Annotated in this window: 21 protein-coding genes; 11 read left to right on the forward strand and 10 right to left on the reverse strand. The window is 30.9% G+C overall.

Going from position 1 to position 25,793, the window contains the following annotated elements; all coding sequences use genetic code 11:
- Nucleotides 1-25 precede the first annotated feature (25 nt).
- The 3 genes from HY951_07635 to HY951_07645 form a co-directional block, all read right to left on the reverse strand.
- Nucleotides 26-4,018: a gliding motility-associated C-terminal domain-containing protein gene (locus tag HY951_07635; GenBank protein MBI5539912.1), complete on the reverse strand. Its 3,993-nt coding sequence runs from the start codon at nt 4,016-4,018 to the stop codon at nt 26-28.
- A 6-nt stretch (nt 4,019-4,024) separates the two neighbouring features.
- Nucleotides 4,025-4,663, reverse strand: a complete 639-nt coding sequence (locus tag HY951_07640) for a hypothetical protein (GenBank protein ID MBI5539913.1) — start codon at nt 4,661-4,663, stop codon at nt 4,025-4,027.
- Nucleotides 4,664-5,454: 791 nt separating this feature from the next.
- Complete coding sequence (locus HY951_07645; protein ID MBI5539914.1) at nt 5,455-5,616, reverse strand: hypothetical protein; 162 nt, start codon at nt 5,614-5,616, stop codon at nt 5,455-5,457.
- Between the two features lie 14 nt (nt 5,617-5,630).
- Between HY951_07645 and HY951_07650 the strand changes: the two genes are divergently transcribed.
- Complete coding sequence (locus tag HY951_07650; GenBank protein MBI5539915.1) at nt 5,631-6,782, forward strand: hypothetical protein; 1,152 nt, start codon at nt 5,631-5,633, stop codon at nt 6,780-6,782.
- A 6-nt stretch (nt 6,783-6,788) separates the two neighbouring features.
- Here the strand turns inward: HY951_07650 and HY951_07655 are convergent, their stop codons facing one another.
- Nucleotides 6,789-8,114, reverse strand: a complete 1,326-nt coding sequence (locus tag HY951_07655; GenBank protein ID MBI5539916.1) for a hypothetical protein — start codon at nt 8,112-8,114, stop codon at nt 6,789-6,791.
- Nucleotides 8,115-8,230: 116 nt separating this feature from the next.
- Between HY951_07655 and dnaB the strand changes: the two genes are divergently transcribed.
- Nucleotides 8,231-9,745, forward strand: a complete 1,515-nt coding sequence (gene dnaB, locus HY951_07660; GenBank protein ID MBI5539917.1) for a replicative DNA helicase — start codon at nt 8,231-8,233, stop codon at nt 9,743-9,745.
- Between the two features lie 101 nt (nt 9,746-9,846).
- The gene (locus HY951_07665; protein ID MBI5539918.1) at nt 9,847-11,115 is read left to right on the forward strand and encodes an asparagine synthetase B; all 1,269 of its coding nucleotides are present in this window, start codon (nt 9,847-9,849) and stop codon (nt 11,113-11,115) included.
- A 133-nt stretch (nt 11,116-11,248) separates the two neighbouring features.
- Here HY951_07665 and HY951_07670 read toward each other — a convergent pair whose 3' ends face one another.
- The 3 genes from HY951_07670 to HY951_07680 all read right to left on the reverse strand — a co-directional run bounded on the left by HY951_07670 (nt 11,249) and on the right by HY951_07680 (nt 13,478).
- A complete protein-coding gene (locus HY951_07670; protein ID MBI5539919.1) occupies nt 11,249-11,941 on the reverse strand; it encodes a noncanonical pyrimidine nucleotidase, YjjG family in 693 nt (230 codons plus the stop codon).
- Between the two features lie 119 nt (nt 11,942-12,060).
- On the reverse strand, nt 12,061-12,744 hold the full coding sequence (locus HY951_07675; protein ID MBI5539920.1) for a hypothetical protein: 684 nt from the start codon (nt 12,742-12,744) through the stop codon (nt 12,061-12,063).
- Nucleotides 12,741-13,478 (reverse strand): SH3 domain-containing protein, encoded by a 738-nt coding sequence (locus tag HY951_07680; protein MBI5539921.1) that lies wholly within the window; start codon nt 13,476-13,478, stop codon nt 12,741-12,743. The genes HY951_07675 and HY951_07680 overlap by 4 nt, the downstream gene beginning before the upstream one ends.
- Before the next feature lie 147 nt (nt 13,479-13,625).
- Here HY951_07680 and HY951_07685 point away from each other — a divergent pair, with 147 nt between their 5' ends.
- From HY951_07685 to HY951_07695, 3 genes are all read left to right on the forward strand, one after another.
- Nucleotides 13,626-15,683: a WD40 repeat domain-containing protein gene (locus tag HY951_07685; protein ID MBI5539922.1), complete on the forward strand. Its 2,058-nt coding sequence runs from the start codon at nt 13,626-13,628 to the stop codon at nt 15,681-15,683.
- Between the two features lie 105 nt (nt 15,684-15,788).
- The gene (locus HY951_07690; protein MBI5539923.1) at nt 15,789-16,292 is read left to right on the forward strand and encodes a PAS domain-containing protein; all 504 of its coding nucleotides are present in this window, start codon (nt 15,789-15,791) and stop codon (nt 16,290-16,292) included.
- Between the two features lie 6 nt (nt 16,293-16,298).
- The gene (locus HY951_07695; GenBank protein MBI5539924.1) at nt 16,299-16,979 is read left to right on the forward strand and encodes a hypothetical protein; all 681 of its coding nucleotides are present in this window, start codon (nt 16,299-16,301) and stop codon (nt 16,977-16,979) included.
- A 4-nt stretch (nt 16,980-16,983) separates the two neighbouring features.
- Here the strand turns inward: HY951_07695 and HY951_07700 are convergent, their stop codons facing one another.
- On the reverse strand, nt 16,984-18,282 hold the full coding sequence (locus HY951_07700) for an MCE family protein (GenBank protein MBI5539925.1): 1,299 nt from the start codon (nt 18,280-18,282) through the stop codon (nt 16,984-16,986).
- Between the two features lie 22 nt (nt 18,283-18,304).
- Nucleotides 18,305-19,513: an N-acetylmuramoyl-L-alanine amidase gene (locus tag HY951_07705; GenBank protein ID MBI5539926.1), complete on the reverse strand. Its 1,209-nt coding sequence runs from the start codon at nt 19,511-19,513 to the stop codon at nt 18,305-18,307.
- Nucleotides 19,514-19,556: 43 nt separating this feature from the next.
- Between HY951_07705 and HY951_07710 the strand changes: the two genes are divergently transcribed.
- Nucleotides 19,557-22,238, forward strand: a complete 2,682-nt coding sequence (locus HY951_07710) for an LPS-assembly protein LptD (protein MBI5539927.1) — start codon at nt 19,557-19,559, stop codon at nt 22,236-22,238.
- 55 nt (nt 22,239-22,293) lie between these two features.
- Here HY951_07710 and HY951_07715 read toward each other — a convergent pair whose 3' ends face one another.
- Entirely contained in the window at nt 22,294-22,860 is a 567-nt protein-coding gene (locus HY951_07715; protein ID MBI5539928.1) for an aminodeoxychorismate/anthranilate synthase component II, read from the reverse strand.
- Nucleotides 22,861-22,938: 78 nt separating this feature from the next.
- Between HY951_07715 and HY951_07720 the strand changes: the two genes are divergently transcribed.
- From HY951_07720 to HY951_07735, 4 genes are all read left to right on the forward strand, one after another.
- Entirely contained in the window at nt 22,939-23,316 is a 378-nt protein-coding gene (locus tag HY951_07720) for a RidA family protein (GenBank protein ID MBI5539929.1), read from the forward strand.
- Between the two features lies 1 nt (nt 23,317).
- On the forward strand, nt 23,318-23,932 hold the full coding sequence (locus tag HY951_07725) for a DUF5063 domain-containing protein (GenBank protein MBI5539930.1): 615 nt from the start codon (nt 23,318-23,320) through the stop codon (nt 23,930-23,932).
- Nucleotides 23,922-24,533 carry a 3'-5' exonuclease domain-containing protein 2 gene (locus HY951_07730; protein MBI5539931.1) on the forward strand — a complete coding sequence of 204 codons (612 nt, stop codon included), beginning with the start codon at nt 23,922-23,924 and terminating at the stop codon, nt 24,531-24,533. The genes HY951_07725 and HY951_07730 overlap by 11 nt, the downstream gene beginning before the upstream one ends.
- Nucleotides 24,534-24,651: 118 nt before the next feature.
- A partial coding sequence (locus HY951_07735; GenBank protein MBI5539932.1) for a class I SAM-dependent rRNA methyltransferase occupies nt 24,652-25,793 on the forward strand: 1,142 nt, incomplete at its 3' end.

The following is a 25,793-nucleotide window of genomic DNA, read 5'->3' on the forward strand; positions in this document are numbered from 1 at the left end:
TAGTTAAAACTAGCCTTTCTTAATTTTATCTTATAACATTTACTACTCCACTCCTATCATGTTCAATTCGATCGCCATCATAGTATTTTACTAACCATGTATAGCTACCAACAGGAACAATTGCACCACCATTAGCACTTCCATCCCATCCATATTTTGCAGGCTGTTCTGGGTCATACATATCTGTTTCATAAATTACAGAACCCCACCTGTCAAAAATATAAAGATGAAAATCCTTTGTACTGATTCCATTTCCCAATACATAAAAGACATCATTAATCTCATCAAAATCTGGAGATATTGCTGAAGGCGCATAGAAAGTATATTCATCACGAATGAGAATAACACTACTCACAGTATCTGAACATCCTTTATCTGTAGTTGCAACAAGGTGCACTAAATAATTTCCTAAATCTGGATACCAGTGCATTGGATTTTCTATACTAGAAGAATCACCATCTCCAAAAGACCATATATATGTACTTGCAAATTCAGATAAGTTTGTAAAGAATATTTGTGGTTTAATTATACTAGCAACAGCTGGGGTTGCAACAAAACGTGCATCTGGTGCAGGCCATACACTTATCATTTGTTCGTTAATTAATGTAGTACTACAACCCTGGGGAGAAGTTACTGTTAAAGAAACATCAAATGTACCATCTTGTGTAAATTCGTGAACTGGATTCATATCATATGAAATTGCATTATAGCTTGCATCACCGAAATTCCATAAATAAACCTGACCCGGTTGAACTGATCCAGGCACAAAAGCAACGGTTAAAGGCTCACAACCGGACACAGTATCACTAACAAAACTCACAATAGGACTTGGGTTAACTGTAATAAAAACTGAATCATGTGCTATAGAACCACAACCATCTTTTACATACAAATATTGCAAACCTGATGTAGCAGGTGATATCATAACCGGAGGAATAAGAATATCTCCCTGAGTATTATACACCATATATGGAGGACCACCACCATTAGTCATACTTACACTTAGTTGAGCCGTATCGCCAGGACAAATTGAAGTTGGAGATGCAATTACATCTACAACAAGAGGCAAAGAAACTAGTACACTAACAATAACAGAATTACTTGTACATCCTCTGGCATCTGTAACAGAAACAGTGTAATTTGTTGTAGTTACCGGATTAACTCCTATTGAAGGTGGAGATGCAATACCATTCCAATAATAAATATATGCAGGAGTTCCACCACTTGCATTTGCAGATAAATATGCCCATTCACCAGGACAAATTGAGTGAGTTGTTATAGCAGAAACTACAAGCTGAGCGGGTTGAGTTATAGTTGATGCGCTTACAGTAGAGCAGCCATGTAAGTCGGTAACTGTTACATTATATAATCCTGCAGATAAATTGCCAAAATTTCCAATAGTGTCTGTTTGTGAGCCTATAGAATAAGTATAATAACCTATACCACCAATAATATTAATATCAATACTTCCATCATTCATTCCATAACAAGAAGCATTAATTTTCGAAATTCCTGTTATTGTTAACTGACTTGGTTGAGAAATAAAAGCTGCTGTGGAAGCAGTACAATAATTAGCATCCGTTACAGTAACGAAATGAGTTCCTGCGCATAAAGTATTATTAACTTGGGCATTTTGTGTACCTGCAGCCCAATTGTATGTATATGGAGGCGTACCACCTGATCCTGTTATAGTAGCAGAACCATCACAACTTCCATAACAGTTTGTTGCAATAAAATTATTTGCAGTTGCAATCAATTGTGCAGGCTGAACAATAGTTGTAGTAGTTGTTGTTGAACAACCATTGGCATCTGAAGCTGTTACTGTATAATTACCGGGGCAAAGATTATTAGCAACATTTAGTCCTGATCCACTTGACCAATTATAGGCATAAGGTCCTGTACCATTAATTGCAGTAACAGTTGCGCTTCCACTACAAACCCCAAAGCATTGAGGATTAATTACATTTGAAATTGAAGCTGTAATTGATAAAGGTTGGGTTATAACAACTGTATTAGTTGCAGTACATAAATTTGCGTCAATGGCCGTAACAGTGTAATTTCCTGCACATAAACTTGTTGCAGATGGCAAAACTGCTGAATTTGACCACACATAATTATATCCTGGAGTTCCACCATTTGCAGATACTGTAGCCATTCCATTACATATACCAGAACAAGTTGCATTAGTTGTAGATACTATAGCAACATTTACTTGAGTAGGTTGAGTAATAACAAACGGATTTGTTACCTGACAACTATTTGCATCTAATATCGTAACAGTATAATTACCAGCAGACAAGCCAGATGCTACATCTATTGAACTAACTCCACCAGTCCAGTTATAAATATAAGGAGAAGTTCCACCACTAACTGTTACACTTGCAGTTCCAGTATTATTTCCAAAACAGTTTAAATTAGTTTGGTTAGGTACAACTACAATTGGGTTTGGAGCAGTGATGGTAAAAGGATATGTTGAAGTACATAAATTAGCATCTGTTACAGTTACGCCATAATTTCCTGCAGGAAATGGAGCACCGGTACCATTTGACCATGTATATGTATATGCAGGAGTACCACCTGTTGTAGTAACATTCGCAGTTCCATTAGAACCTGTTGCACATGTAACCGGAGATGTTGAAACGTTTACATTTAACTGAGGTGGATTATTAACCTGAACTGTCGTAAGTGGACTAAGGCAATGATTATCACTAACCTGTAATGTTATTGACTGTAATCCTGCAGTACCCCAATTAACTGTATATGGTCCCGAACCTGTTCCAGAAACTACCGTACCACCTCCAAATGTCCAACCAAAACTTGATGTTGGAGCTGCAGTACCAGTAAAAGTAATTGTTGAATTTTGACCGAAACAACTTATAGAAGTCGCTGTAAATGTTGAAGTAGGATTTTCAGTAAATGTAATAGCAACTACATCAGAACAAGTTAATCCTGTAGAATTTGTTATTGTCCATGTTAAATTATATGTTCCGGAAGCTGTTGCTGTTACCAAAGCAGTTGCAGAATTATTAGGAGTAAAAGAAACTCCGGCAGGTCCCGACCAGGTAAGATTGTAATCACCCGCTGCAGCTACTGCAGCTAAATTAGTACTTAGTCCACAGACAGAAGCATCGGGTCCAGCATTAGCAGAACAGGCACTACATGGACCAGGAGCAGTATATGTAGTAGTATAATCACAAAATGCATCTGCAGAAAAAATAAATGTTACAGTATGTACAGAACCATCACTATTTAATCCGGTTAAATTGTAGTTTAATGGGCTTGTAAATGGCGCATTAATAGTTTGAGTTGCACCTGCATTATCAGAAATAGTCATTGTACCTGTTAAAGGTGCATCATGAAATGAAACAGAACCAGAGACACTATATTCATTAGTTCCCGGAGTACATGCTGAAGGGTTTGCAGTGGCGGTTGTAAAACCACAAGGTGTAACAATTGAGCAATCTGTACTTCCCGCTCCACTTGCACCAAAATTAGATTGCGAAAAAACTATATCACCTGCAGCATTAGAATAATTTGTTATACACAATAAATAATACTGACCAGTTACAGCATTTGATATATGAATATTTTCTACCGGGGCAGGGTCATAGCTACAATCAATAGTTGTACCACCTGCACTTCCAGGGTAAAAACTTGGATCAGTAGTATTATTTGGGCAGCTACTGCAGGTAGCAGTTAATTGTGAACATATTCCTGTCATTGAATTAAATGGACCCCATGCTGTAAAATCAATATCATTACCAGTTGGAGATGACATGTTAATGGTAATATTACCTGATTGATCTATTAAAAGATAATACCAAACAGGATTAGGTTGTGTATACAAACAACTGTAATTAGGTCCGGATTCTGCAGTGTTATTTGTATTCATTGGAAAACCATAAGTAACACCAGAACAAAAAGGATCTGCAATATTACAACTTGTTCCCTGTGAAAAAGCTTGACTACTTGCAGAAAAAAGAAAAAGGAATAATGAATAAAATAGAAACTTATTCATAATATTTTATTTGTTATTTTTTTTAAACTCTTCACGACGAATAATTGCTCTATCCAACTGTTCAGTAAACTTTGTTACTGTTCCATCAAATAAATATTTCGCATATCCGCTACTCCACATATGCTGAATCTTTGTTTCAAAATAATACACTTGAAAATCATAATAATCAATTAAAGAAGAATCATTACAATTTGTATTAAATGTAAAATCTTTAAATTTAAAATCCATTGCTTTTTTTAAAGCCTCATCATTATTTAAAAAAGTTTTTGTTAATATTCTTACATCGCCAACATAAAACTCAGAAATTTTGAAGCTTTCAATTAATTTTCTTATATCGCTAAAACTATTTGGAATATTTAAAACAAGTTCACCATTTTGAATGTTGGAATTCTCAATTTCAGTAATAGTCAATTCCTTTACAAATTTATGTTCTAAAACAGAATTTTTCCACTTATTTTTTACCTCAGAACTTAGGTTTTCCACTGTAAAATCTAATTTTTCTATATTAGTAATATCTTTAGTTATTACTTTTTTTGTACCTAATATAAATTTCAAAGTTGGACTATGAGTTTCTTGAGCAAAAAGATTAAACGAGATTAAGCTCACTAACAGTACAATAGCTGAAATGTTAAATAAATTTCTCATGGTTTTTTATTTTTAAAGACGAAAAAAAAAGCAGATGGTTGTCTATTTAAATAGAGAATAGTGGTAAATATAAAAAAAATATTTTTAATCTTGCATCTAAGTTTAAGTTTAGTAAATGTCAAAAAAAGACGAAAAAATCAATCGAGTTTCATTTTTTGAAAATTTCAAGAAATGGCCACTTTTTATTTACCTTTTAGTTTTTGCAATATATGGCAATACTATTTTTAATAAATATGCACTTGATGATGAATTTGTAATTAAAAATAATGAACAAGTACAAAAAGGGATAAAAGCAATTCCAGAAATCTTTGTAACTCAATATTTTCAGAATAGCAATGCCAATTTCGGATATAGACCATTTACTAAAGCTGTGTTTGCAATTGAATATGAAATATTTGGCGAAAATCCTCACGTAAGTCATTTTATAAATGTTTTGCTATTTGCTTTAACATGTACATTATTATTAAAATTATTAATTAAAATTATTTTACCTAGAACAGGGCCAATATTCATATTTATAACAATGTTAATATGGATATGTCACCCTATACATACTGAAGTTGTTGCCAGTTTAAAAAACAGAGAAGAATTACTTTATTTAATCTTTTGTTTACTATCTCTTAAACACTTTATCAATTTTATTGAAAAACAAAAATGGTATTATCTTGTATTTGCTATTAGTTTTTATATTTTTTCATTTTTAACTAAACAAAGTGCAATTTCATTTGCTTTAATTATCCCAATGGTTTTATGGTTTTTATTTATTAAAACAGAACCTATAACTTTAATGATTAAGAATAATTTAAGATTAATTTCCTCTGTTTTAATATTATTTGTGGTTGCCTATATTTTGTATAAAATACCAAATTGGGTTTTCCCATCTGACAAATTAGAACTTCTTTCTTTTGAAAATCCTTTAAGATTTGAGCATTCAAAATTAGCCAGAATTTCACTTTCTGCTTATGCTATGCTAATTAATATTAAACTACTTTTCATACCTCATCCTCTAGTTTTCTATTATGGTCAGTTTACCATTCCGGAGGTTAAGATTACTGATTTCTGGGTTTTATTTTCATTATTACTTCATGCCATTATTTTATTTTTTACAGTTAAACACTTAAAAAAGAAATCTGTTTTATTATTTGGCACATTGTTTTATTTTCTTGGAATTTTGCCATTCTCAAACTATTTTATGGAAATTAACGGTATAGTAGCCGAACGCTTTCTATACGCTCCGTCAATTGGCTTTGTAATAGCATTAACATTTATAATATTTAAACTAACAAAAACAGCATTTGATGCAAAATCACTTAAATTTACCAACCAGGCTTTAAAGTACATTGTTATAATTATTGTTATAATTTTTTCAATTAAAACCGTAGCAAGAAATACCAGTTGGAAAGATGGTATGACTCTATATAGAAATGACATTAAATATCTTGAAAATTCAGTTAAAGCAAATGATATTCTTGCTCAGGAAATGATGGATAAAATAATCAGAGAAATAAATATTAAAAAACCTTTTGCTGAATTAAAACCCAGCCTTGACAGTATAATATTTTTATATAACCGGACATTGTCACTTTTTCCGAATAACCCTAAGGCTCTTAACAACGTTGCAAATGCATATATCAATTTTTACAATAAACCTGAAATAGCACTAGAATATATTCAAAAAGCATATACATTTAAGCAAAATAGTTTTGAGGTAACATTTAATCTTGGACAATGTTACGAGATGTTAAAAAATGACAGTGACGCATTAACATACTACAAATTAGCATCAAATATTGATCCTGGCTATCCGAAAACATGGCATAAAATTATTACGCTTTATTATAAATTTAATTTACCGGATAGCGCAAAGTACACCTGCGAAAGGATGTTGAAAATTGATACTACAACAGAAATACCATATGTAGGTTTAGGCTATTATTACATATTAAATAAAGACACTGCCAAAGCAGTAAGTTATTGGGAAAAAGCATTTACAAGAAACCCTCAGAATTATGAAAGAACTTATAGTTTATTTCAGTATTTCAGGGTTCACAAAGATACAATCAAAGCACAATTCTATTACGAAAAAGCATTAGAAGCAAAGAAATATCAACAAAAATAATTGTACTTATTTGTTATAATAATAATCAATAAATACAATTTTTTCATTAAAATTATAATTATTAAGAACTGTTGAATTCGGATAATTTAATACCGATATATTATTACTGTCAACAAGATATAAATATTTAGAAATATCTTCAAATTTCATGAAATCTGCTTTATTACCCGAAGCATAAATAGTTGAGTTTCCATAAAATTTTTCAACTAATCTTAACTCATTTCCAACAGATAATAAATATTGATTATCCCAAGTTTCTATTGCGTAATTATACAATCCTACAATTTGATTGCCAAAAGTTTGCAAATTGTTAATTTCTGTATAATAAGTGTACATCTGAATATTATTTAAACTTTTACCCCACACGATCACAGAATTGGCATCGTGTGATAAAATGTTATATGGTAAAAAATTAATCATATATTTTGAAATAAGACCTCCATTGGGATATAATAATTGAATTGAATAATTACTTGATAAATTCTCCTCAACAAAAGCAAATAAATTATTATCACAGAAATTAAAAAAAATCGGAGCACCACTTGTAATTGAATTCATCTTTTTCACATTTCCCATATTATCATAACCATAGATATAACCGTTTGCATCTGTTACATAAGTATAATTCTCATAAACCTTTGCTTCTCCTTTAAAAACATGACCAGGAGCTGTTAATCCTGTCTTTTGCCATACTTCCTGAAAATCGGGTAATGAGTAGGAAATCAAATTACCATCATCTGATAAAAATGATATTTGCTCTGAATAACTATTTACACATGAACTGATAATATTTTTTGAAATATAACCAACCTGATTAAAACCAGCCGAATTATCGATACAATAAATTTTCAAACCTGATAAATCTCTTACTCCAACATAAACAGATTTTAATGCTCTTTGAATTCCAATAATATTTACCTTAATAAATTTATTTACAATATTCTCACCATCATCAGCGTGAATTACTAAATAATAAATTCCGGTTTCAAAATACTTATTATTGAAAAAATAAAATTCGTCTATGTTTATTTCACTTCCCGAAAAAGTTTTTACCATAGAAGTTGTAAATACCTGCAATTGTTCATTTACAATATAAACAGAAACAGTTAATGGTCCATAATCATCTGCTATATTAACCTTTACCCTTACACTATCTATAGCATTTAAAGTAATATTGGCCTGAGGATACAAAGAATTAATTACAGGAGCCTCATTCTTTTTTTCTTTTTTACAGGCTAAAGTCAGAAACAATGAAGTAATTAACAACAGAGTACAAATAAATCTCATATTAGGAACATTGTTATTTATTTTGATACTCTTATTTGATTGCATGCCATAAAGTTCAGAATTTTTCAACAAAATACAAACATTTGGTGTTAAAAAAACAAATATTAATTATTGCACTGCATCATTAATCAATTCCTAAATTTGAATCCGAAATAACAAATATGGAAAAGAAAGACTACAAAAAGAAGCAAGTTGTTCAGAATGAATCAAATTTAGGGAAAATTCCTCCACAGGCATTAGAGTTGGAAGAGGCAGTTTTAGGTGCTATTATGATTGATAAAGATGCTGCCAACACAGTTCTTGAGATATTAAAGCCCGAAAGTTTTTATAGCGATATAAACAAAAAAGTTTTTGAAGCAATAACTGCATTATCAAAAGAAATGCAGCCTATAGACATTTTAACTGTTAAAGACGAACTAGTTAAACGTAAACAATTAAATGAAATCGGTGGTGCATTATATTTAACCAAACTTACAGGAAGAGTGGCTTCTGCTGCCCATTGTGAGTTTCATGCACGTATTATTGCTCAAAAGTATATTCAAAGAGAACTTATCCGGATTGCTACCGATATTGAAAGAAAAGCTTTCGATGATGAAGAAGATATTGACGATTTGCTTGATTACAGCCAGGACCAGATTTTTGGTCTTTCAGAAGGAACAATAAAACGCGAAACTCAACCTATAGATGAAGTTCTGAAAAAAGCAATTGAACAAATAAGGATTGCCGGTGAACGTAAAGATGGATTAAGTGGTGTTCCATCAGGGTTTTCAGACATTGACAGAGTAACCTCAGGATGGCAAAATTCAGATTTAATTATAGTTGCAGCCCGTCCAAGTATGGGTAAAACTGCATTCGTACTTTCAATGGCAAGAAATATTGCAGTAAACCACAAGCAGGCAGTTGGCTTTTTCAGTCTTGAAATGTCATCTGTTCAGTTGGTAAATCGTCTTGTTGTTGCCGAAACCGAACTAAAGGCTGAAACAATTCGTACCGGAAAACTTAGTCCTCAGGAATGGGGCATTTTAGAAACCAGAATAAAAACACTAGAAAATTGCAATATTTATATTGACGATACCCCAGCAATCACAATTTTTGAACTTCGCTCAAAAGCAAGAAGATTAGTTTCGCAAAAAGACGTAAAACTTATTATTATTGACTATTTGCAATTAATGAGTTCACCTAGCGACAATAAGGGAAATCGCGAACAAGAAGTAAGTACAATTTCACGTTCTCTTAAAGCTTTGGCAAAAGATTTAAACGTTCCAATTATAGCTCTTTCGCAGTTAAACCGTTCTGTCGAAACAAGATCAGGTTCAAAACGACCACAACTTTCCGACCTTCGTGAATCTGGAGCTATTGAACAGGATGCTGATATTGTAATGTTTATTCACCGACCTGAGAAATACGGTCTGGATAGTGGCGAAGAAGGTGAATCAACTAAAGGACTGGCACAAATCATCATTGCAAAACACAGAAACGGTGCAGTAACCGATGTTGATCTTAAATTTATTGAAAACTTTGCAAAATTTACAGATTGGGACGAATTCGGTATTGGAAACATTACCGACAGCCAATCCCCAACTGTTGTGATGCCTTCAAAAATGAATACCTCTACAGACATTTCAAAACTTGATATTGGTCGTTCATTTGATGACGATAATGTTGCACCTTATTAAAAATTATTAAAATTTTTGTTTAACCTATAATATTTTTATTTTAAAAGGTTAAATCAATTAACTTTACAAAATATTATTCTTAAATAAGAACACAACTATATATGTTCAGGTTTCAAAACATATTAATATTATTTGTTATAATATTATGCCTTACATCAAGGGTAAATGCTTCATATGTTTTGATTCCAATGGACGAAAGCCAGAAAAATCATTTGAAAGCATATGGAATAACTTACTGGATGCTACAAAACGGAATGGAAGTTCAGTGGTTATTAAATTACAGAGGGGGAAGTTTTTTAGTTGTAAATCATAAGGAAATACAGGATGAATGTACTATCAGAGGAGTAACAATTGAAGTTATTGCTGATGGTCAGGCAGGAAATATTCTTGCAGAGATTTCTACACCTGAAGTAAATATGGATGTGATAAAACTTGAGAAAGCACCCAAAATTGCAGTTTACGCCCCTCCTAACAAATTACCATGGGACGATGCAGTAATGCTAGTTCTAACATATGCCGAAATACCATATGATATTGTTTATGATGAAGAAATTATTCGAGGCGATTTAAGTAAATACGATTGGCTTCATTTACACCACGAAGATTTTACCGGACAATACGGAAAATTCTGGGGAGCTTACCAAAATGCACAATGGTATAAAGATGATGTTGCCAGAAATGAGGAGAATGCAAAGAAATTCGGTTTTACAAAAGTTTCTGAATTAAAACTATTTGTTGATAAAACAATAAAACAATATGTAAATAACGGGGGATTTCTTTTTGCCATGTGTTCGGCAACTGACTCGTACGATATTGCTTTAGCAGCTGAAGGTACAGATATTTGCGACTCTCCATTTGATGGTGATCCTATGGATGCAAATGCACAAAATAAATTAGATTACGAAAGATCTTTAGCTTTTAAAGATTTTACTATCAGCAAAAATCCATACGAATACGAATTCTCAAATATAGATGTATCTACTACCAGAAAAGTAGCTAAAGACGATGACTATTTTACACTTTTTGAATTCTCTGCAAAATGGGATCCTGTACCTTCTATGCTTTGCCAGAATCATGAAAATATGATTAAAGGTTTTATGGGACAAACAACCGCATTTAATAAAGATGTTATAAAGTCAAGTGTTTTAATAATGGGCGAAAATAAATCTGCTAACGAAGCAAGGTATGTTCATGGTGAACTTGGAAAAGGTACATGGACTTTTTTTGGTGGTCACGACCCTGAAGATTTTCAGCATTTTGTTTACGATCCTCCAACTAATCTTGATTTATGCCCAAATTCTCCTGGTTATAGATTAATTCTTAACAACGTGCTTTTTCCTGCTGCAAAAAAGAAAAAGTTGAAGACTTAAGATAACCAAAAACTTCAACTGAATTTATTTAGGGGTCTCGATTCTATTAGTTATTATTAAAGACCAAATACTTAAACAATTTACCGCTCTGCCGCGGCAGAGTACAGTATGACGATATAATTAAAACTTTTATTTAAAGTATTTCCAACAACTCCTTTATATCTGAAATCTCATAATTTGGTTTGCAATCTGTTTTAACATTTTGCGGATTAAAATAAACTTGATCGATACTACAATTTTTAGCTCCTTCGATATCTGCTTTTGCATCATCTCCGATCATTAAACAAGATTTAGGATCGACTTTTAATTCAGATAAAACATAATGAAAAAATATTTCTGAAGGCTTCATTCTACCGGCTTCCTCACTTGTAAAAACTCTTTCAAAATATTGCTCCAAATTACATTGCTTTACTTTTATATACTGAACTTCTTTAAAACCATTTGTTAGTATATATTGTTTATAATTTAAACTTAAAGTTGCTAGAGTTTCAAGTGTATTAGGATAAAGCTTCGTTTTAAGCGGACTTTGTTCAATATATATATCCCCTAATTTTTGTGCCAGTTCCTTATCATCACAATTATACTGAAACAAAGTTTTATAAAATCGTGTCCATCTTAATATGTCCTTTGTTATAATCCCTTGTCGGTATTGTTCCCACAAATCGTTATTAATTTCGTGATAAGCCCTTGAGAATGTAAAGAAATTGCCAAAGTATACTTTTAACCCAAACTCTTCGTATATTTCTGTTAATACTTCAGCGGTATTAGCTTCAAAATCCCATAATGTTCTATCAAGATCGAAAAACAAATGAGTGTACTTTTTCATTAAAAATATTTAGAATGCAAAAATAAGAAAAATAAAAAAAGCGAGAGTTACCTCCCGCTTTAAATGTTTTATATTAAAAAGCCATAATTATAAACAACGTGCTTAAAATATAATCACTACTATTTTATCGATGTAAGCACATTATATCCCATCAATTTTCCTTTACTATCGTAGGTTTCTGAACGAACAACACCAACCTCTTTTGCAATCCAATCAATACCTTTAGATTGAACTTTAAACATCATTTTTGTTTCAACATCATAAGATATTTTAAAACAATCAAAAGTTCCGGCCGGAGTTGTAATTTTTTCTGAAGCTTCTACTTTTCTGTTGGTAATATCCACTGTCATATTAAGTAAATTCATTCCCTGATTTGATACAGACATTTGCACACTACCAGGAGAAAGAGTTTTACCAACTGCTAATGTAGATGACATATCCAGATTAGTAGCCGTAAAGCTTACCTGCATATCTTTATATGCCGACATTGTTGCAGGATCAATTAAATTCTTCATGTCAAAGAAAAACACACCATTCTTACATTCAAAAGTAAGATCTCTGCTTCCAACCAACTTATCTTTATCATCGTAAGACTCAGAGTTAACAGTAATAGCAACATCACTACCTGTCACTTTTTTAGATAAAATAGTTTGTTTATCGGTACTCTGAATTTTATCCTTAGCATTATAATGCTTTACTTCTGTTTTTGTACCTTCTTTTACAGGGCAATAAAAAACACAATCCTGAGAGAAAGATTGAAATGCAAATCCTGCAATCGCTAAAATTAAAATAATTTTTTTCATTTTTTTGTCCAGTTTTTTAGTTCACCATTAATAAATTCTAAATTATAATCACTATAAATCCATTGTTCTTTTACTCCATCATTTGTATTACTTGAATTCTTTGAATTTGGCTTACCAATACTTTCTAGTACCATTCCATAACTCATTCCCTGCCACAATTCACCATTTACAATTTTTATTGCTTTTTCTTTACCATAAAGTTTTAATAATTTCTGAAAACGAGGATCACTTTCGTTTACTGTTCTAATAATAGTAGTTGTTGATGTATTCTGCTTAACAGTTTCTTTTCCAGCCAGAAAATCATCAATCTGCTGATTTTGCTCGATTGTTGAATAACTTAAATAACCTGTTTGCCCTTTGTATGAAACTTTAAAATAAAGATTTTGTTGACTTCTGAAAACATTTATTGTTTCGTTACCAGGAATAGACACAATAGTTTTTCCTGTTGAAGAAGGAGCATCACGAAGAATAGCCCCACCCGACATTACTTTTGCAACAATAAAATCTTCCTGAACATTAGTATTAAAACCAGGCATAGCAGCTTTTTTTGCTTCAAGTCCATCAATCTTAACTTTTACATCGTGTAACTGATCTTGCAAATCTTTAATTTTTATCTGAATGTTTTTTCTTAAACCATTTAAACTGTCAAGTTGTTTATTTATTTGGGTTAATGTCTGTGCATTGCCCAGACAACCAATAAATAATGCTAATATTAACAATACATGTTTTATCATATAAAACTAAATTTATTTCAAAGTTAATTCTTTTAAGAAAAAACAAAGATATATAACATAAAAAAAATAAAACCCAAAGCAGATAAATAAACGTATAAAGGAAGATAAATTATAAATTGATTAATTTTGCTATCTTAATTTTTGTAAATGTTTAAGGGGAGATTTAAATTTTATTTGCTGGTAATTATTCATATAGCTTTAATTAGTTTTAATTCTTCAGTATATTCTCAAATTAAATTAAAATTCATTAAAGATCACGATAAAGCAATTATTACAACCATTTTTTCTCCTGATAATAAAAATATTGCTTGCTTAACTGCCGATAAAACAATAAAAATTTACAATTCTCAAACAGGTGAATTAATAAAAGTTCTTGACGATAAAGGTGAAGGAGATGTAAGTATTGCATATAGTCCCGATTCAAAGTATATTGTTTGTGGAAGCTGGGATAAAACAGTAAAAATATGGGATGTAGAAAAAGGAAAAGTTTTAAGAAAACTTTTAGGTCATACTCAGGCTACCAGAAGTGTTTGTTTTAATAACGACGGAAAATTTATAGCAAGTGCAGGTTGGGGAGATATTATTAAGATATGGTACACACCAACTGGCGTTAATCTTAGAAATTTTAAAGGTCATAATCAATGTATCAGATCTATTTCATTTAGCCCAAATGGTTTGTATCTGGCAAGTTGTGGCTACGACTTACAGTTAAAAGTCTGGAATTTATCAGTTGGAACCGAAGTCTTTTCAATAAAGGCAGCTGATTTCCCTATTGAAACTTTAAGCTATAGTCCTGATGGAAAATACATAGCAACTGCAGGTTTAGAAAATTCAATTAAAATTTGGGATGCTGCAAATGGCTCACTTGTTAAAATCTTAAAAGGTCATAACGACGCTGTTTATTCTATTGCATTTAGCCCTGATGGGAAATATCTGGTAAGCGGAGGAAGCGATAACATTATAAAAATATGGAAAATTGATCAGGGAATATCAGTTTTTGATTTAAAAGGACATAGCCTCGGAATAAGGACTGTAGCATTCTCAGACGATGGAAAATTAATTGCATCTGGTGCAATTGATAAAACAATGAGAGTTTGGGATGCTTCATTCTTAGGAATTATACCAATACAAAATAATCCTGAATTTAGTCCTAACATAAAAAATGAAAACATAATTTCATGGAATCAACCTACAGAAAACCCTTCAATTTCTTTTTCAAGGCATGCTACTGTTATTGCACAAATAAACGATATGACTTTTAAAAATATTCAGTTCTTTTTAAATAAAACAGAATACACAAAACTTGAAAATAATATTCCGGTAGTTGTTAAACCTATATCAGTAAAAGTAACACAAGACAAAAAGACAGAGGTTAGTTATGACGTTTATTTAGATTATACTGAAAATGAAATTCAGCTATTTGCAGAAAACTCTGATCATAGTAGCTATGTATTTTCAAAACCACTATTTATTAAATTCTTTGATTTAAGTGAATATATTAAAAACACAAACTTTATTTCGCTTATTATCAGTCCAGATAAATACAACGATAAAAAATTTAATTCAGATTTTCAGAAAGACAAACCAGATATTTTTCAGGGGATAATTAAAACTCAGGAAAATAAATTATATAATTCGGTTACAAATACATATCCCACAAGCATTACTTCACTTTCAAACAATAATATATGCAAAACTATAGATTCACTTGCATTAAATTCTAAGAAGCAGGATTTGCTTTCAGTATCAGTTTCGGGCATATTCGTTAAGAATTCCGAAAATAAAGTGTATTTTGTTAGCCCTGATGCAGAATTTAAAAACTGTGATACAAGTCTTTTAGACATGGAAGTTCTAAGTAATTATTTAAATAAAACTTCCGCATTTACTGTTATGTTTATTAATGCTTCAAAAACTTTAAAAAACTACCCCGAAGGATATTCAGCTGCTAATGAAACAGAAATATATAATTCTGTTTTAAAAAGCATAAGAAGTAAAAAAGATTATGCAGTTTTAGTTATTTCATCCACCGAACAGCTAAAATTGTTTGAAATATTAGCAAATAGTTTTCATCCATACAATGATTTAGATAACAATAATATTATTGACTTAGAGGAAATTAATACTTTTTTTAAAAAATTATATAAAATTCAATATCAATACAAAGGACGTTATTTTCCATTCTTCATAAATAATACTCCAAATTAATTTATATAATTTAGAATAACTATTTTAAACTTTCTTACGTAATAAGAACAGAATTTAAAAAGTACTTAGCAATTATGCATTTTACCTGTTTATAGAAATAATATTATGCAGGAGAAAAAGAATCAGGAAGAATTAGAAATTGAAAACAAAAAGCTAAAGGTCGAAATTGAACGACTCCGGCAATATGTTTCGTTACCCAGCTATGAAAGAAGAGCAATCTTAGAAGTTTATAAAAGATTTGCCAGCAATAGCCTTAGTCCAATTACATTATCCGACGATAATGAAAATATTTTATACGCAAACCCGGCATTCTGTAAGCTTTTGGATTATCCTATGGACGAAATGGTTTCTAAAAATCTTAGGCAATTTACAAACCGTGTTGAATTTTCTACTTATCAGGTAAATACTTATCTGCGAAAAAAAGGAATAGCAGGGCTATATGAAAGTATATTAATAAAAAAAGACGAGAGCGAAATTAACGTACAGCTTTCTGCCTCTCCCGTTTTTAATGACGAAAATGTTTTGATTTGCATTATGACTATTTACACAGATTTAACAAGGTTTTGCAAGAATAACGAGTTGCCAATTCAAAAATCTGAAAATTTATAACAAATAATGTCTGATAAGGTTATTCCACAAAAGGGTAAACCTTTTAATTTGTTACAAAATAAAAAAAAGCCGCAATTAACAATTTGGCATAAGCTCTTATTTTTAAGTCCAATTTTTGCAATTATTCTTATTTTTAAAGTTAATGAATGGTATAGTGAATATCAACTTAAAAATAATGGAACAGATACATATGCAACAATCACTAAAATAAGCAGTGCCGGAGTTCGCGATCCTTCAGAAGTTGAGAATGTAGAATTTAGTTTTCGGTATAACGACTCAATTATTTTTGGCTATACAATTGCAAAAACAAATAGTAATTATGCATTAGCAGATAATGGAATGCCATTATCTATTGGCGACGAATTTATTGTGAAATATGTTATAGATAATCCTGAAATTTATAAAGTAAATTATTACAAACCATCTAAAACTACTATTAAAAGCTATATTGCTTTAACAACTATGTCGATTTCGTTACTTAACATCTTTCCAAAAAGTGAAAAACAAATAGCACAATGCAATTGTCTGGCAAATAAAATATATGAGAAATATGGGACAGATGGTCTTGCTACGATTTTTTTCAATGATGAATTAGTTGTAGAAAACATTATGCACAACTCATTAGCATATAAAAATTTTATTTCTAAAAAAGAAATTACAGATTTAATAAAATTTTGCGAAGAATAATTTTTTATTTTCTTGCATCCTGAACCGGTACCTGTTGATTACCCTGATAAGCAACAACAAAAGCATCAGGAAATTTGGAAGTTATGTTTGCCTGATCTTTCAATGCTTCATCCAGAGTATTATAACGACCTAAAGTATATTTGTATCTGCCATTAACAATAATCTCTTCAACATTTTTTTCACCCTTAAATTCCTTAGAATTAGGAGATATTTGTTTATTTGCTGAACGAATCTGAATTTTGTATATAACTGAATTATCAGATGTAGTCCCACCACTATTTGAACTATTGTTACGATCCCGTTTCTTTATTTTATTTCCATTTTCGTCGACTATTGTTGTTTTCCCAAAATCAAAAAGACTAAAATGTAAATATCGTTTTGGATTTTCTCTTAAGTCTTGCATTAACCTGTCTAAATTCCTTGAAGCATTCTCAAGATTTCTATATAAAGTATCGTTATTAATTAACAAGCCAAAAGAACCTTCACCTCTGTTTATTTTACCAAGAATATTGTTAGCATGATTAAGAGCACTATTTGCAGTAACAATAGTTTGTTTAATATCTGCCTTTTTAAGAGAATCGCTAATACTTGAGAAATTCTCTAAAATTAAAGCTATTTTTTCGTTATTATTTTTAAGGTTTGAGGTTATTGACTCAATATTTGCAAAAATTCTTGCTAGTACATATTTTTCATTTTGCATTAAAGTATCAAGAGAAATTGAAGTTCTTTCAAGATTTCTAATTGTTTCTTTTATGCTTGCAAAAGTTTTAGATAAATTATCGCGTGTATTTTCATTAAAAATATTTTGAACAACAGACATAACAGAGTCAATTGACAACATAAGCTCTTCTGCTTTTGTCTTTAATGGCATCATTTGAGCACTTACCTGAGCTTTTAAATCTTGCTCAATCTTTGACATTAAAGTATCACCCGATTTATAATATTTTTTATTACGAGTAAGATTTAACCTTATTGCTTTACTTCCCATCAAATCTGCACTATAAATTTCTGCTATACTTGAATCGGGAATTTTATACCCTTCATCAACAAGCATTTTTACAATAATTCTGTTTAATGAATCATGCAAAAAATTTATTTCAGTAACCAACCCAACTTTTAATCCATTAATCAATACCGGACTTGATTCGTCCATTCCATCAACCCTATCGTAAATTACATAATAAGTACTTCTATTTTCAAAAAGATTTTTTCCTTTTAAAAATTGAAATCCCCAAATGGCTATTCCAATGGTAAGTAAAACCAATACTCCTACTTTTACTTCGTTTGATATTTTAAATGCCATTTATAATTTAAAAAGTCTAAAATTAATTCTTTGTTTGCTTGATTGCTTCATTAACTGGTATTTTTTTTCCACCTTTTAATGCAATAACAAATGCATCAGGATATTGCGATTTAATATCTTTCTGGATTTTTGAAATTTCTTCGAAAGTTGTTGATTTACCATATGTATATTTATAACATCCATCAATATTTATTTCCTCTACACCTATAAGTCCTTTAAACTTTTCAGTTTTATTATCAAGTCTTTTTACTGAAGAAATAATTTGTACTCTGAAAAATAATGTATCGTTTGCAGCCTGATTAATTAAGTTTTCTGCTGACTGTTGAAAACTATTATTATTTGTTGTATTTATATTAGTTTTAGTTGTATCAATAACTTCTTTAATTTGCACATCATCTCCGGTTTCAGATTTTAAATTTCCTTCCATTTCATTTTTATATGCTTTAAATGCCCTATAAATAGCCGAAGCCATTAAATTCTGATTTGTATCATTTAATAAGTATTTAGCTTCATCAGCATTACTTAAAAACCCAACTTCAGTCAAAATACTTGGCATAGACGTTTTCCAAAGTACCAGAAAACCAGCTTGTTTAACACCACGATCAGACCTCCCTACTCTTTTGGTAAATTGTTCCTGAATTTTTGATGCAAGATTTAAACTCTGATCAAGATGTGCATTCTGGTAAAGTGAAAAAATAATAAATGCTTCCGGACTATGTGGATCAAATCCCTCATACTGATTTTGATAATTATCTTCTTTAGTTATTACAGAGTTTTCTGTCATAGCAACATCCAGATTTCCCTGAGTTTTATGTAAACCCATAACATATGTTTCTGTACCAAATGGATCTGTTTTTTTACTACTATTTACATGAATGCAAATAAAAATATCTGCTTTATTAGTGTTGGCAATCTGAGCTCGCTTGAATAATTCAATAAAAACATCAGTTTTTCTTGTATAAACAACTTTTACATCCTTAAAATTAGTTTGGATATAATTACCTAATTTTAAAGCAATAGCAAGTGTAATATCTTTTTCTTTACCATTATTACAGACTGCACCTGGATCTTTTCCACCGTGTCCGGCATCGATTACAACAGTTTTAATACGGAACTTATTTTCATCGTTTTGCCCAAATGATTGAAAATTAATGAAAATTAACAATATGAGCAAACCCGCACAAGTTGCGGTAGTTCTGTAAATCAAGTTTAAATGGCCTAAAGCCTGCATCAAATTTTTTGATTAGTTTTGAAGTTTATTTAAAAACGACATTTTGCACAAAAATAATACATTCATACGAAAATCTACGCATATTATTTTTGCAACAATATTGCTAATATTATTGGCAAATATTGCATATTGTCAGGTAATTGTACCAAATGATACTGTTGTTAAAGCTGTTGACACTCTAAACTTAACCGACGGAACTAAAGTTGCAATTGATTCTTTAGGTAAAGATACAACTAAAGTCACTGTTGTAAAAAATGTAAGCAGAGTAGATGCTCCTGTTCAATATACTGCAACAGATTCTATGATATTTAACATTAAAGAACAAAAAGTATATTTATACAATACTGCACAAATAAATTATAAAGAAATTGAACTTAAAGCCGATTATATAGAAATTAATTTTGGTAAAGATGAAGCATACGCTGCCGGAGTAAAGGATAGTAGTGGCAAAGAAGTAGGCAAACCTCACTTTAAAGATGGCGGAGATGAATTTGATGCTCAAACGCTTAGATATAACTTCAAAACAAAAAAAGGAATTATAAAAGGTGTTGTTACCGAACAATCAGGTGGATTTTTACATAGTGAACGAACAAAGAGGCTGGAAGATGGAAATGTTTGCCTTAAAAATGGTTTATACACTACTTGTAATTTAGATCATCCTCATTTTTATGTAAATCTTACAAAAGCTAAGGTAATTCCTAAAGAAAAGATTATTTCCGGTCCTGCATATCTTGTTATTGAAGATGTTCCTATTCCATTAGGAATTCCGTTTGGTTTTTTTCCAAACAAAAAAGGAAATAAGTCCGGTATAATAATTCCTGAATATGGCGAAGAACAATTACGTGGTTTCTTCCTTAAAGGTGGTGGATATTATTTTGCTATAAGCGACTATCTTGAAATGACATTGAAAGGAGATGTTTATTCTAGGGGTTCATGGGGAAGTAGCCTTGTTTCAAATTACAAAAAACGATATAAATATCAGGGTAATATCAATTTCAGTTACTCAAAATTAGTAACTGGAGAAAAGGAATTACCAAACTTCAACAGTCAGAATACTTATTGGTTCAGATGGAACCATACTCAGGATCAGAAAGCACATCCAAATCATACATTTACTGCAAATGTTAACCTTGGCTCGAGTTCTTATAACAAACTAAATACGTATAGTGTTGCTAACAGAATGCAATCAAATGTTCAGTCAAGTATTTCTTATAACCAAAGATGGCCTAATTCACCTTTTAATCTTTCTGCAAATTTAAGACATAGCCAGAATTTGCTTGATAGTACTGTAGATCTAAGTATTCCAGATTTATATTTTTCTATGTCCAGACAGACTTTCTTTAAATCAAAAAAGAAAGCAAGAAAAACTAGATGGTATAAAAACATATATGAGAATATTGGAGTTTCATATTCTGCAAATATTTCAAATTCTATACTTACAAAAGAAGATAAAGTATTTACAGAACAAACTCTTCATGATTTTAGAAATGGGATGAAACATAATATTCCAGTCAGTTCATCGGTAAAAGTTTTAAAATATTTTATGCTCAATCCATCACTATCATATACTGAAAGGTGGTATTTAAAATCAACAAGAAAAGAATGGATACCTCAGCAAAACTTTGCAACTGATACCATTCCTGCGTATTTAAAAACTGATACAATCAACGGATTTTCAAGAGCAGGCGATTATATTGTTTCGGTTCCGTTAACTACTAAATTATATGGCTTTTATCAAAGCAGAAATCCAAATGCAAAATTAATTGCATTAAGACATATGATGACTCCTTCGTTAAGTTATAGCTATCGTCCTGATTATTCAAAATCAAAATTTGGTTATTACGAAACTGTTCAGAAAGATAATACTGGCAGAACAGACACATACTCAAAATTTGAAACCGGAATCTTTGGGGGTCCTTCAAAAGGTAAATACGGTGCTATAAATATAAACCTTGGAAATAACCTTGAATTAAAAGTAAAATCTGATAAAGACACAGTTACAGGAACTAAAAAAATAATAATACTTGAGAGTCTTAATTTTGGAAGTTCTTACAATATGGCACTTGACTCGATGAAGTGGTCAACAATTAATGTTCAGGGAAGAACAACACTTTTCAAGATTTTATCAATTAATTTTGGTGGTGTTATCGATCCATACTCCTACGACAGTTTAGGTAGAAAAAGAAAAGAATCACAATGGAAACAAAATAGAAAAATCGGAAAACTAATATCAGGAAATCTTTCAACAGGATTTAGTTTAACATCTGATGGATTAAAACAAAAATCGAAAGAAAATCAGTCTGACGCTGCAAAACAAGCAGCACTAACAGCTGGATTACCTGACAATTATTTAGATTACTATGTAGACTTTAAAGTTCCATGGAGTATTAGAATTGATTTAAATCTTTATTATAACAGTATTTACAATTATGAAACTTACCAGTTTCAGAATACATTAAATAAGGCAATAAGTTTATCAGGCGATATTAACATTACAGAAAAATGGAAAATATCTTATTCTACAGGTTTTGATATTAAAACGAGAAAATTCACTTATACTAATTTTAATATTTACAGAGATTTACATTGTTGGGAAATGCGATTATCCTGGATTCCATTTGGTGCATACCGAAGTTATAGTTTTCAGATTAATGTAAAATCTTCAGTATTGCAGGACTTAAAACTTTTAAGAAGAAACCCACCGGATTATTCTCAGTTTAATTAAAATTAAAACCTGACTGATTTTTAAGACTTAACAGGTTTTAAAAATCCTGTTAGGTCTATATTTCGTTTACCCAGTTTTGAATAATTTTATTACCAAAAGAGGTTAATATTGATTCAGGATGAAACTGAATTCCTTTAATATTTAATTCTTTATGGCTTAAAGCCATTATTGTTCCATCTACATCTCTGGCAGTAATATTTAAGCAAGTTGGAAAATTTTGATCTGAAACTGCCCATGAATGATATCTCCCCGAATTAAATGATTCTGGTAGTCCATTAAAAATAAAGTCACTTGATACAATTTTTGTTTCGCGCTCAACTCCATGCCATACTTCATGCAAATTAAATAACTCACCACCAAAAGCTTCAGCTATTGATTGATGTCCTAAACAAATGCCTAAAACTGGTTTATTTGCGCCATATTCAAGAATTATTTCTTTTAAAATTGGAACATCTGAAGGCATTCCTGGACCAGGTGAAATTATTACAGCATCAATTTTTTTTAAAGAATTTAAAGTAATTTTATGGTTTCTGATTACTTCTATATTCTTTGCCAATGGCAGTAAATAATGATATAAGTTAAATGTAAACGAATCAAAATTATCAACAATAACTATGGAAATGTTTTTTATCAAACTACAAATAATTTTGAATTACTACTTTTGAGCAAAATTAAAAATTACAAACTAAGAATTTAAATAATGAAGAAAGTAATTTCAACAGAAAAGGCACCAAAAGCAATTGGCCCTTACAGTCAGGCTATTGAAGCAAATAATACAGTTTACATTTCAGGTCAGTTAGGAATTAACCCTGAAACTGGAACTTTAGTTGAAGGAATTGAAAAACAAACAGAACAGGTTTTAAAAAATATGGGAGCAATTTTAGAAGCTGCCGGATTATCTTTTAAAAATGTAGTAAAATGTACAGTTTTACTTGATAACATGGATAATTTTAAAGCTATGAACGAAGTTTACGGAAGATTTTTCACAGAGCAAGCTCCGGCACGCGCTGCTTATGGTGTTGTAAAATTACCTTTAGGCGGATTAGTTGAAATTGAAGCTATTGCAACAAAAGAATAAAATGTCTGGTTCCAACAATTTCGAACTTCCTGTATATTCACGCAATGTTGTTGAATTTGTAACAGTTGCTGTTGAGTATTGTAATTTTATTGAAAGCAGTCAGGAAATTTCTGCTTTTGATTTTTCTTCGGCAATAAATAAAATACTCCCCCTCACCTATTTAAAAGCATCAATGTTGCCGAATGTTGAATCTGAAGAAGAAAGCAGCACTGAAGATTTTGTAACTGAAGAAATTTACAATAATATTCAAGAGAGTATTTCATTAAAACTTGGTGAAAACGACTTAGATTGCGAGGTTCCGGAAACCGTTTCACAAAACGGCGAAAACACAACTGCAACAGTTTCGGAAATTATTACCGATATTTATCAGGATTTAAAAAACTTTATGATGAGTTATCGTACAGGAGAAGAATATATTATGACTGAAGCTCTATGGGTTTGTAAACAAAACTTTGAACAATTCTGGGGATTAAGACTTCTTGCAGTACAAACTCCTGTTCACAAACTACTTTATAGCGATACAGATTGGGAAATAACAAAGTCAGATAAAAAAGAAGCAGACACAAGCAACTGGTTAATATCACAACGTCAACAAGAATGGGGAAATGATTTCTGATTTTCTTCAAAATATAACAAAAGAGGAAATTGAAAAACTTCCTTTAGGTCATTTCGAAGGCGAAATTGTACTCGTTGATACATTACCCAAACTTAAAAAAGCTGTTGACTATTTAAAAAAACAATCTGAAATTGGTTTTGATACAGAAACCAAACCTGCTTTTGTTAAAGGTCAAAAAAATAATGTTGCACTTTTACAATTATCTACTGAAAAGAAAGCATTTCTTTTTCGAATACATCATTTAAAACCAATAAATACTCTTTTTGAAATTTTTGCTGATCCAAAAATCATAAAAATTGGTGCCGATATTGCCCAAGATTTAAACGCGCTTCAAAAAGTTTCTCCTTTTAAAGTTGCTGGATTTATTGACATACAAAAATACTCCTGCGAATTTGGCATAATTGATAATGGACTAAAAAAATTAGCTGCAATTGTGCTAGGTATTAAAATTTCAAAATCACAACGATTAACAAATTGGGAAGCACCGGAATTAACACCTAGTCAAATGATTTATGCAGCAACAGATGCATGGGTTTGTTTGAAAATGTATAAAGCTTTAGTGAAAAATAAAATTCAAAATAATTCTGAAGAAATAGAATAATTAATAACATTTTGTAAAATATTTTATAAAATCTCAAATGTCATTCTGAACGAAGTGAAGAATCTAGATACGAATAATAGATGTTTCGCTACACTCAATATGACAAGACAAAATAAAAATGACAAACACTCCCAAACTTTTTTTAAAATCAGGTAAAGACAAATCTGTAAAAAGATTACATCCATGGATTTTTTCCGGTGCAATCGGTAAGATAGAAGGTAATCCTTCAGAAGGTGATGTTGTGGATTTATATGATAATGAAAATAATTTTATCGCAAAAGGACATTATCAGCCCGATTCTATAACAATAAGAATATTAACTTTTGAAAAAGAAGAAATTGATTCAGTATTCTGGGAAAAAAGAATTCAGATTGCTGTAAACCATAGAATTTCCTGTGGATTATACAATTCTGAAACTACAAATGTTTTTAGATTAATACATGGCGAAGGTGACTTTTTACCCGGATTAATAGTTGACTGCTACAACGGAATAGCTGTAATTCAGTGTCACAGTGGAGGTATGTACCGTGCACGAATTGAAATTGCAAATGCATTAAAAACTATAATGGGTGATAAACTTATTGCAGTATATGATAAAAGTGCAGGAACACTTCCATTTAAATTTTCTGAAATACCTGAAAATAGTTTTCTTATTGGCAAAGCAAACAGCGAAATTGAAGTTTTAGAAAATGGTTTTAAATTTCTGATTAATTTTGTAGAAGGTCAGAAAACCGGATTTTTTATTGATCAACGTGAGAATCGTCAACTACTTTCTCAATATTCAAAAAATCGCGATGTAGCTAATATGTTTGCATATACTGGTGGATTTTCTGTTTACGCACTTGGTGCCGGAGCAAAATCTGTTCACAGCATTGATTCATCAGCAAAGGCTACAGAGTTAGCTTCCAGGAATGTTGTTGCTAACAATTATTCTGATAAGCATGAAATAATCACTGAAGATGTTTTGAAATATATTGATAACATCGATCAGAAATACGACTTAATAATACTCGATCCACCTGCATTTGCAAAACACACAAGAAATTTAAACAATGCTCTGCAAGCTTACAAGAGATTAAATGCAAGAGCTATTAAAGCAATACGAGCAGGTGGAATAATTTTCACATTCAGTTGCTCACAAGTTGTTAGTCGAGATGATTTTCGTCGTTCTGTTTTTGCAGCTGCTGCATCGACAGGAAGACAAGTTAAAATTCTGCATCAGTTAACTCAACCAAACGATCATCCAATTAGTATTTACCA

Source organism: Bacteroidia bacterium, from assembly GCA_016218155.1.
Lineage (GTDB): Bacteria > Bacteroidota > Bacteroidia > Bacteroidales > GWA2-32-17 > GWA2-32-17.

Excerpts from the sequence above, each read along its gene's own strand:
- HY951_07635 (MBI5539912.1), bottom strand. The coding sequence starts at position 4,018 with ATGAATAAGTTTCTATTTTATTCATTATTCCTTTTTCTTTTTTCTGCA.
- HY951_07640 (MBI5539913.1), bottom strand. The coding sequence starts at position 4,663 with ATGAGAAATTTATTTAACATTTCAGCTATTGTACTGTTAGTGAGCTTA.
- HY951_07650 (MBI5539915.1), top strand. The coding sequence starts at position 5,631 with ATGCTAATTAATATTAAACTACTTTTCATACCTCATCCTCTAGTTTTC.
- HY951_07655 (MBI5539916.1), bottom strand. The coding sequence starts at position 8,114 with ATGCAATCAAATAAGAGTATCAAAATAAATAACAATGTTCCTAATATG.
- dnaB (MBI5539917.1), top strand. The coding sequence starts at position 8,231 with ATGGAAAAGAAAGACTACAAAAAGAAGCAAGTTGTTCAGAATGAATCA.
- HY951_07665 (MBI5539918.1), top strand. The coding sequence starts at position 9,847 with ATGTTCAGGTTTCAAAACATATTAATATTATTTGTTATAATATTATGC.
- HY951_07670 (MBI5539919.1), bottom strand. The coding sequence starts at position 11,941 with ATGAAAAAGTACACTCATTTGTTTTTCGATCTTGATAGAACATTATGG.
- HY951_07675 (MBI5539920.1), bottom strand. The coding sequence starts at position 12,744 with ATGAAAAAAATTATTTTAATTTTAGCGATTGCAGGATTTGCATTTCAA.
- HY951_07680 (MBI5539921.1), bottom strand. The coding sequence starts at position 13,478 with ATGATAAAACATGTATTGTTAATATTAGCATTATTTATTGGTTGTCTG.
- HY951_07685 (MBI5539922.1), top strand. The coding sequence starts at position 13,626 with ATGTTTAAGGGGAGATTTAAATTTTATTTGCTGGTAATTATTCATATA.
- HY951_07690 (MBI5539923.1), top strand. The coding sequence starts at position 15,789 with ATGCAGGAGAAAAAGAATCAGGAAGAATTAGAAATTGAAAACAAAAAG.
- HY951_07695 (MBI5539924.1), top strand. The coding sequence starts at position 16,299 with ATGTCTGATAAGGTTATTCCACAAAAGGGTAAACCTTTTAATTTGTTA.
- HY951_07700 (MBI5539925.1), bottom strand. The coding sequence starts at position 18,282 with ATGGCATTTAAAATATCAAACGAAGTAAAAGTAGGAGTATTGGTTTTA.
- HY951_07705 (MBI5539926.1), bottom strand. The coding sequence starts at position 19,513 with ATGCAGGCTTTAGGCCATTTAAACTTGATTTACAGAACTACCGCAACT.
- HY951_07720 (MBI5539929.1), top strand. The coding sequence starts at position 22,939 with ATGAAGAAAGTAATTTCAACAGAAAAGGCACCAAAAGCAATTGGCCCT.
- HY951_07725 (MBI5539930.1), top strand. The coding sequence starts at position 23,318 with ATGTCTGGTTCCAACAATTTCGAACTTCCTGTATATTCACGCAATGTT.
- HY951_07730 (MBI5539931.1), top strand. The coding sequence starts at position 23,922 with ATGATTTCTGATTTTCTTCAAAATATAACAAAAGAGGAAATTGAAAAA.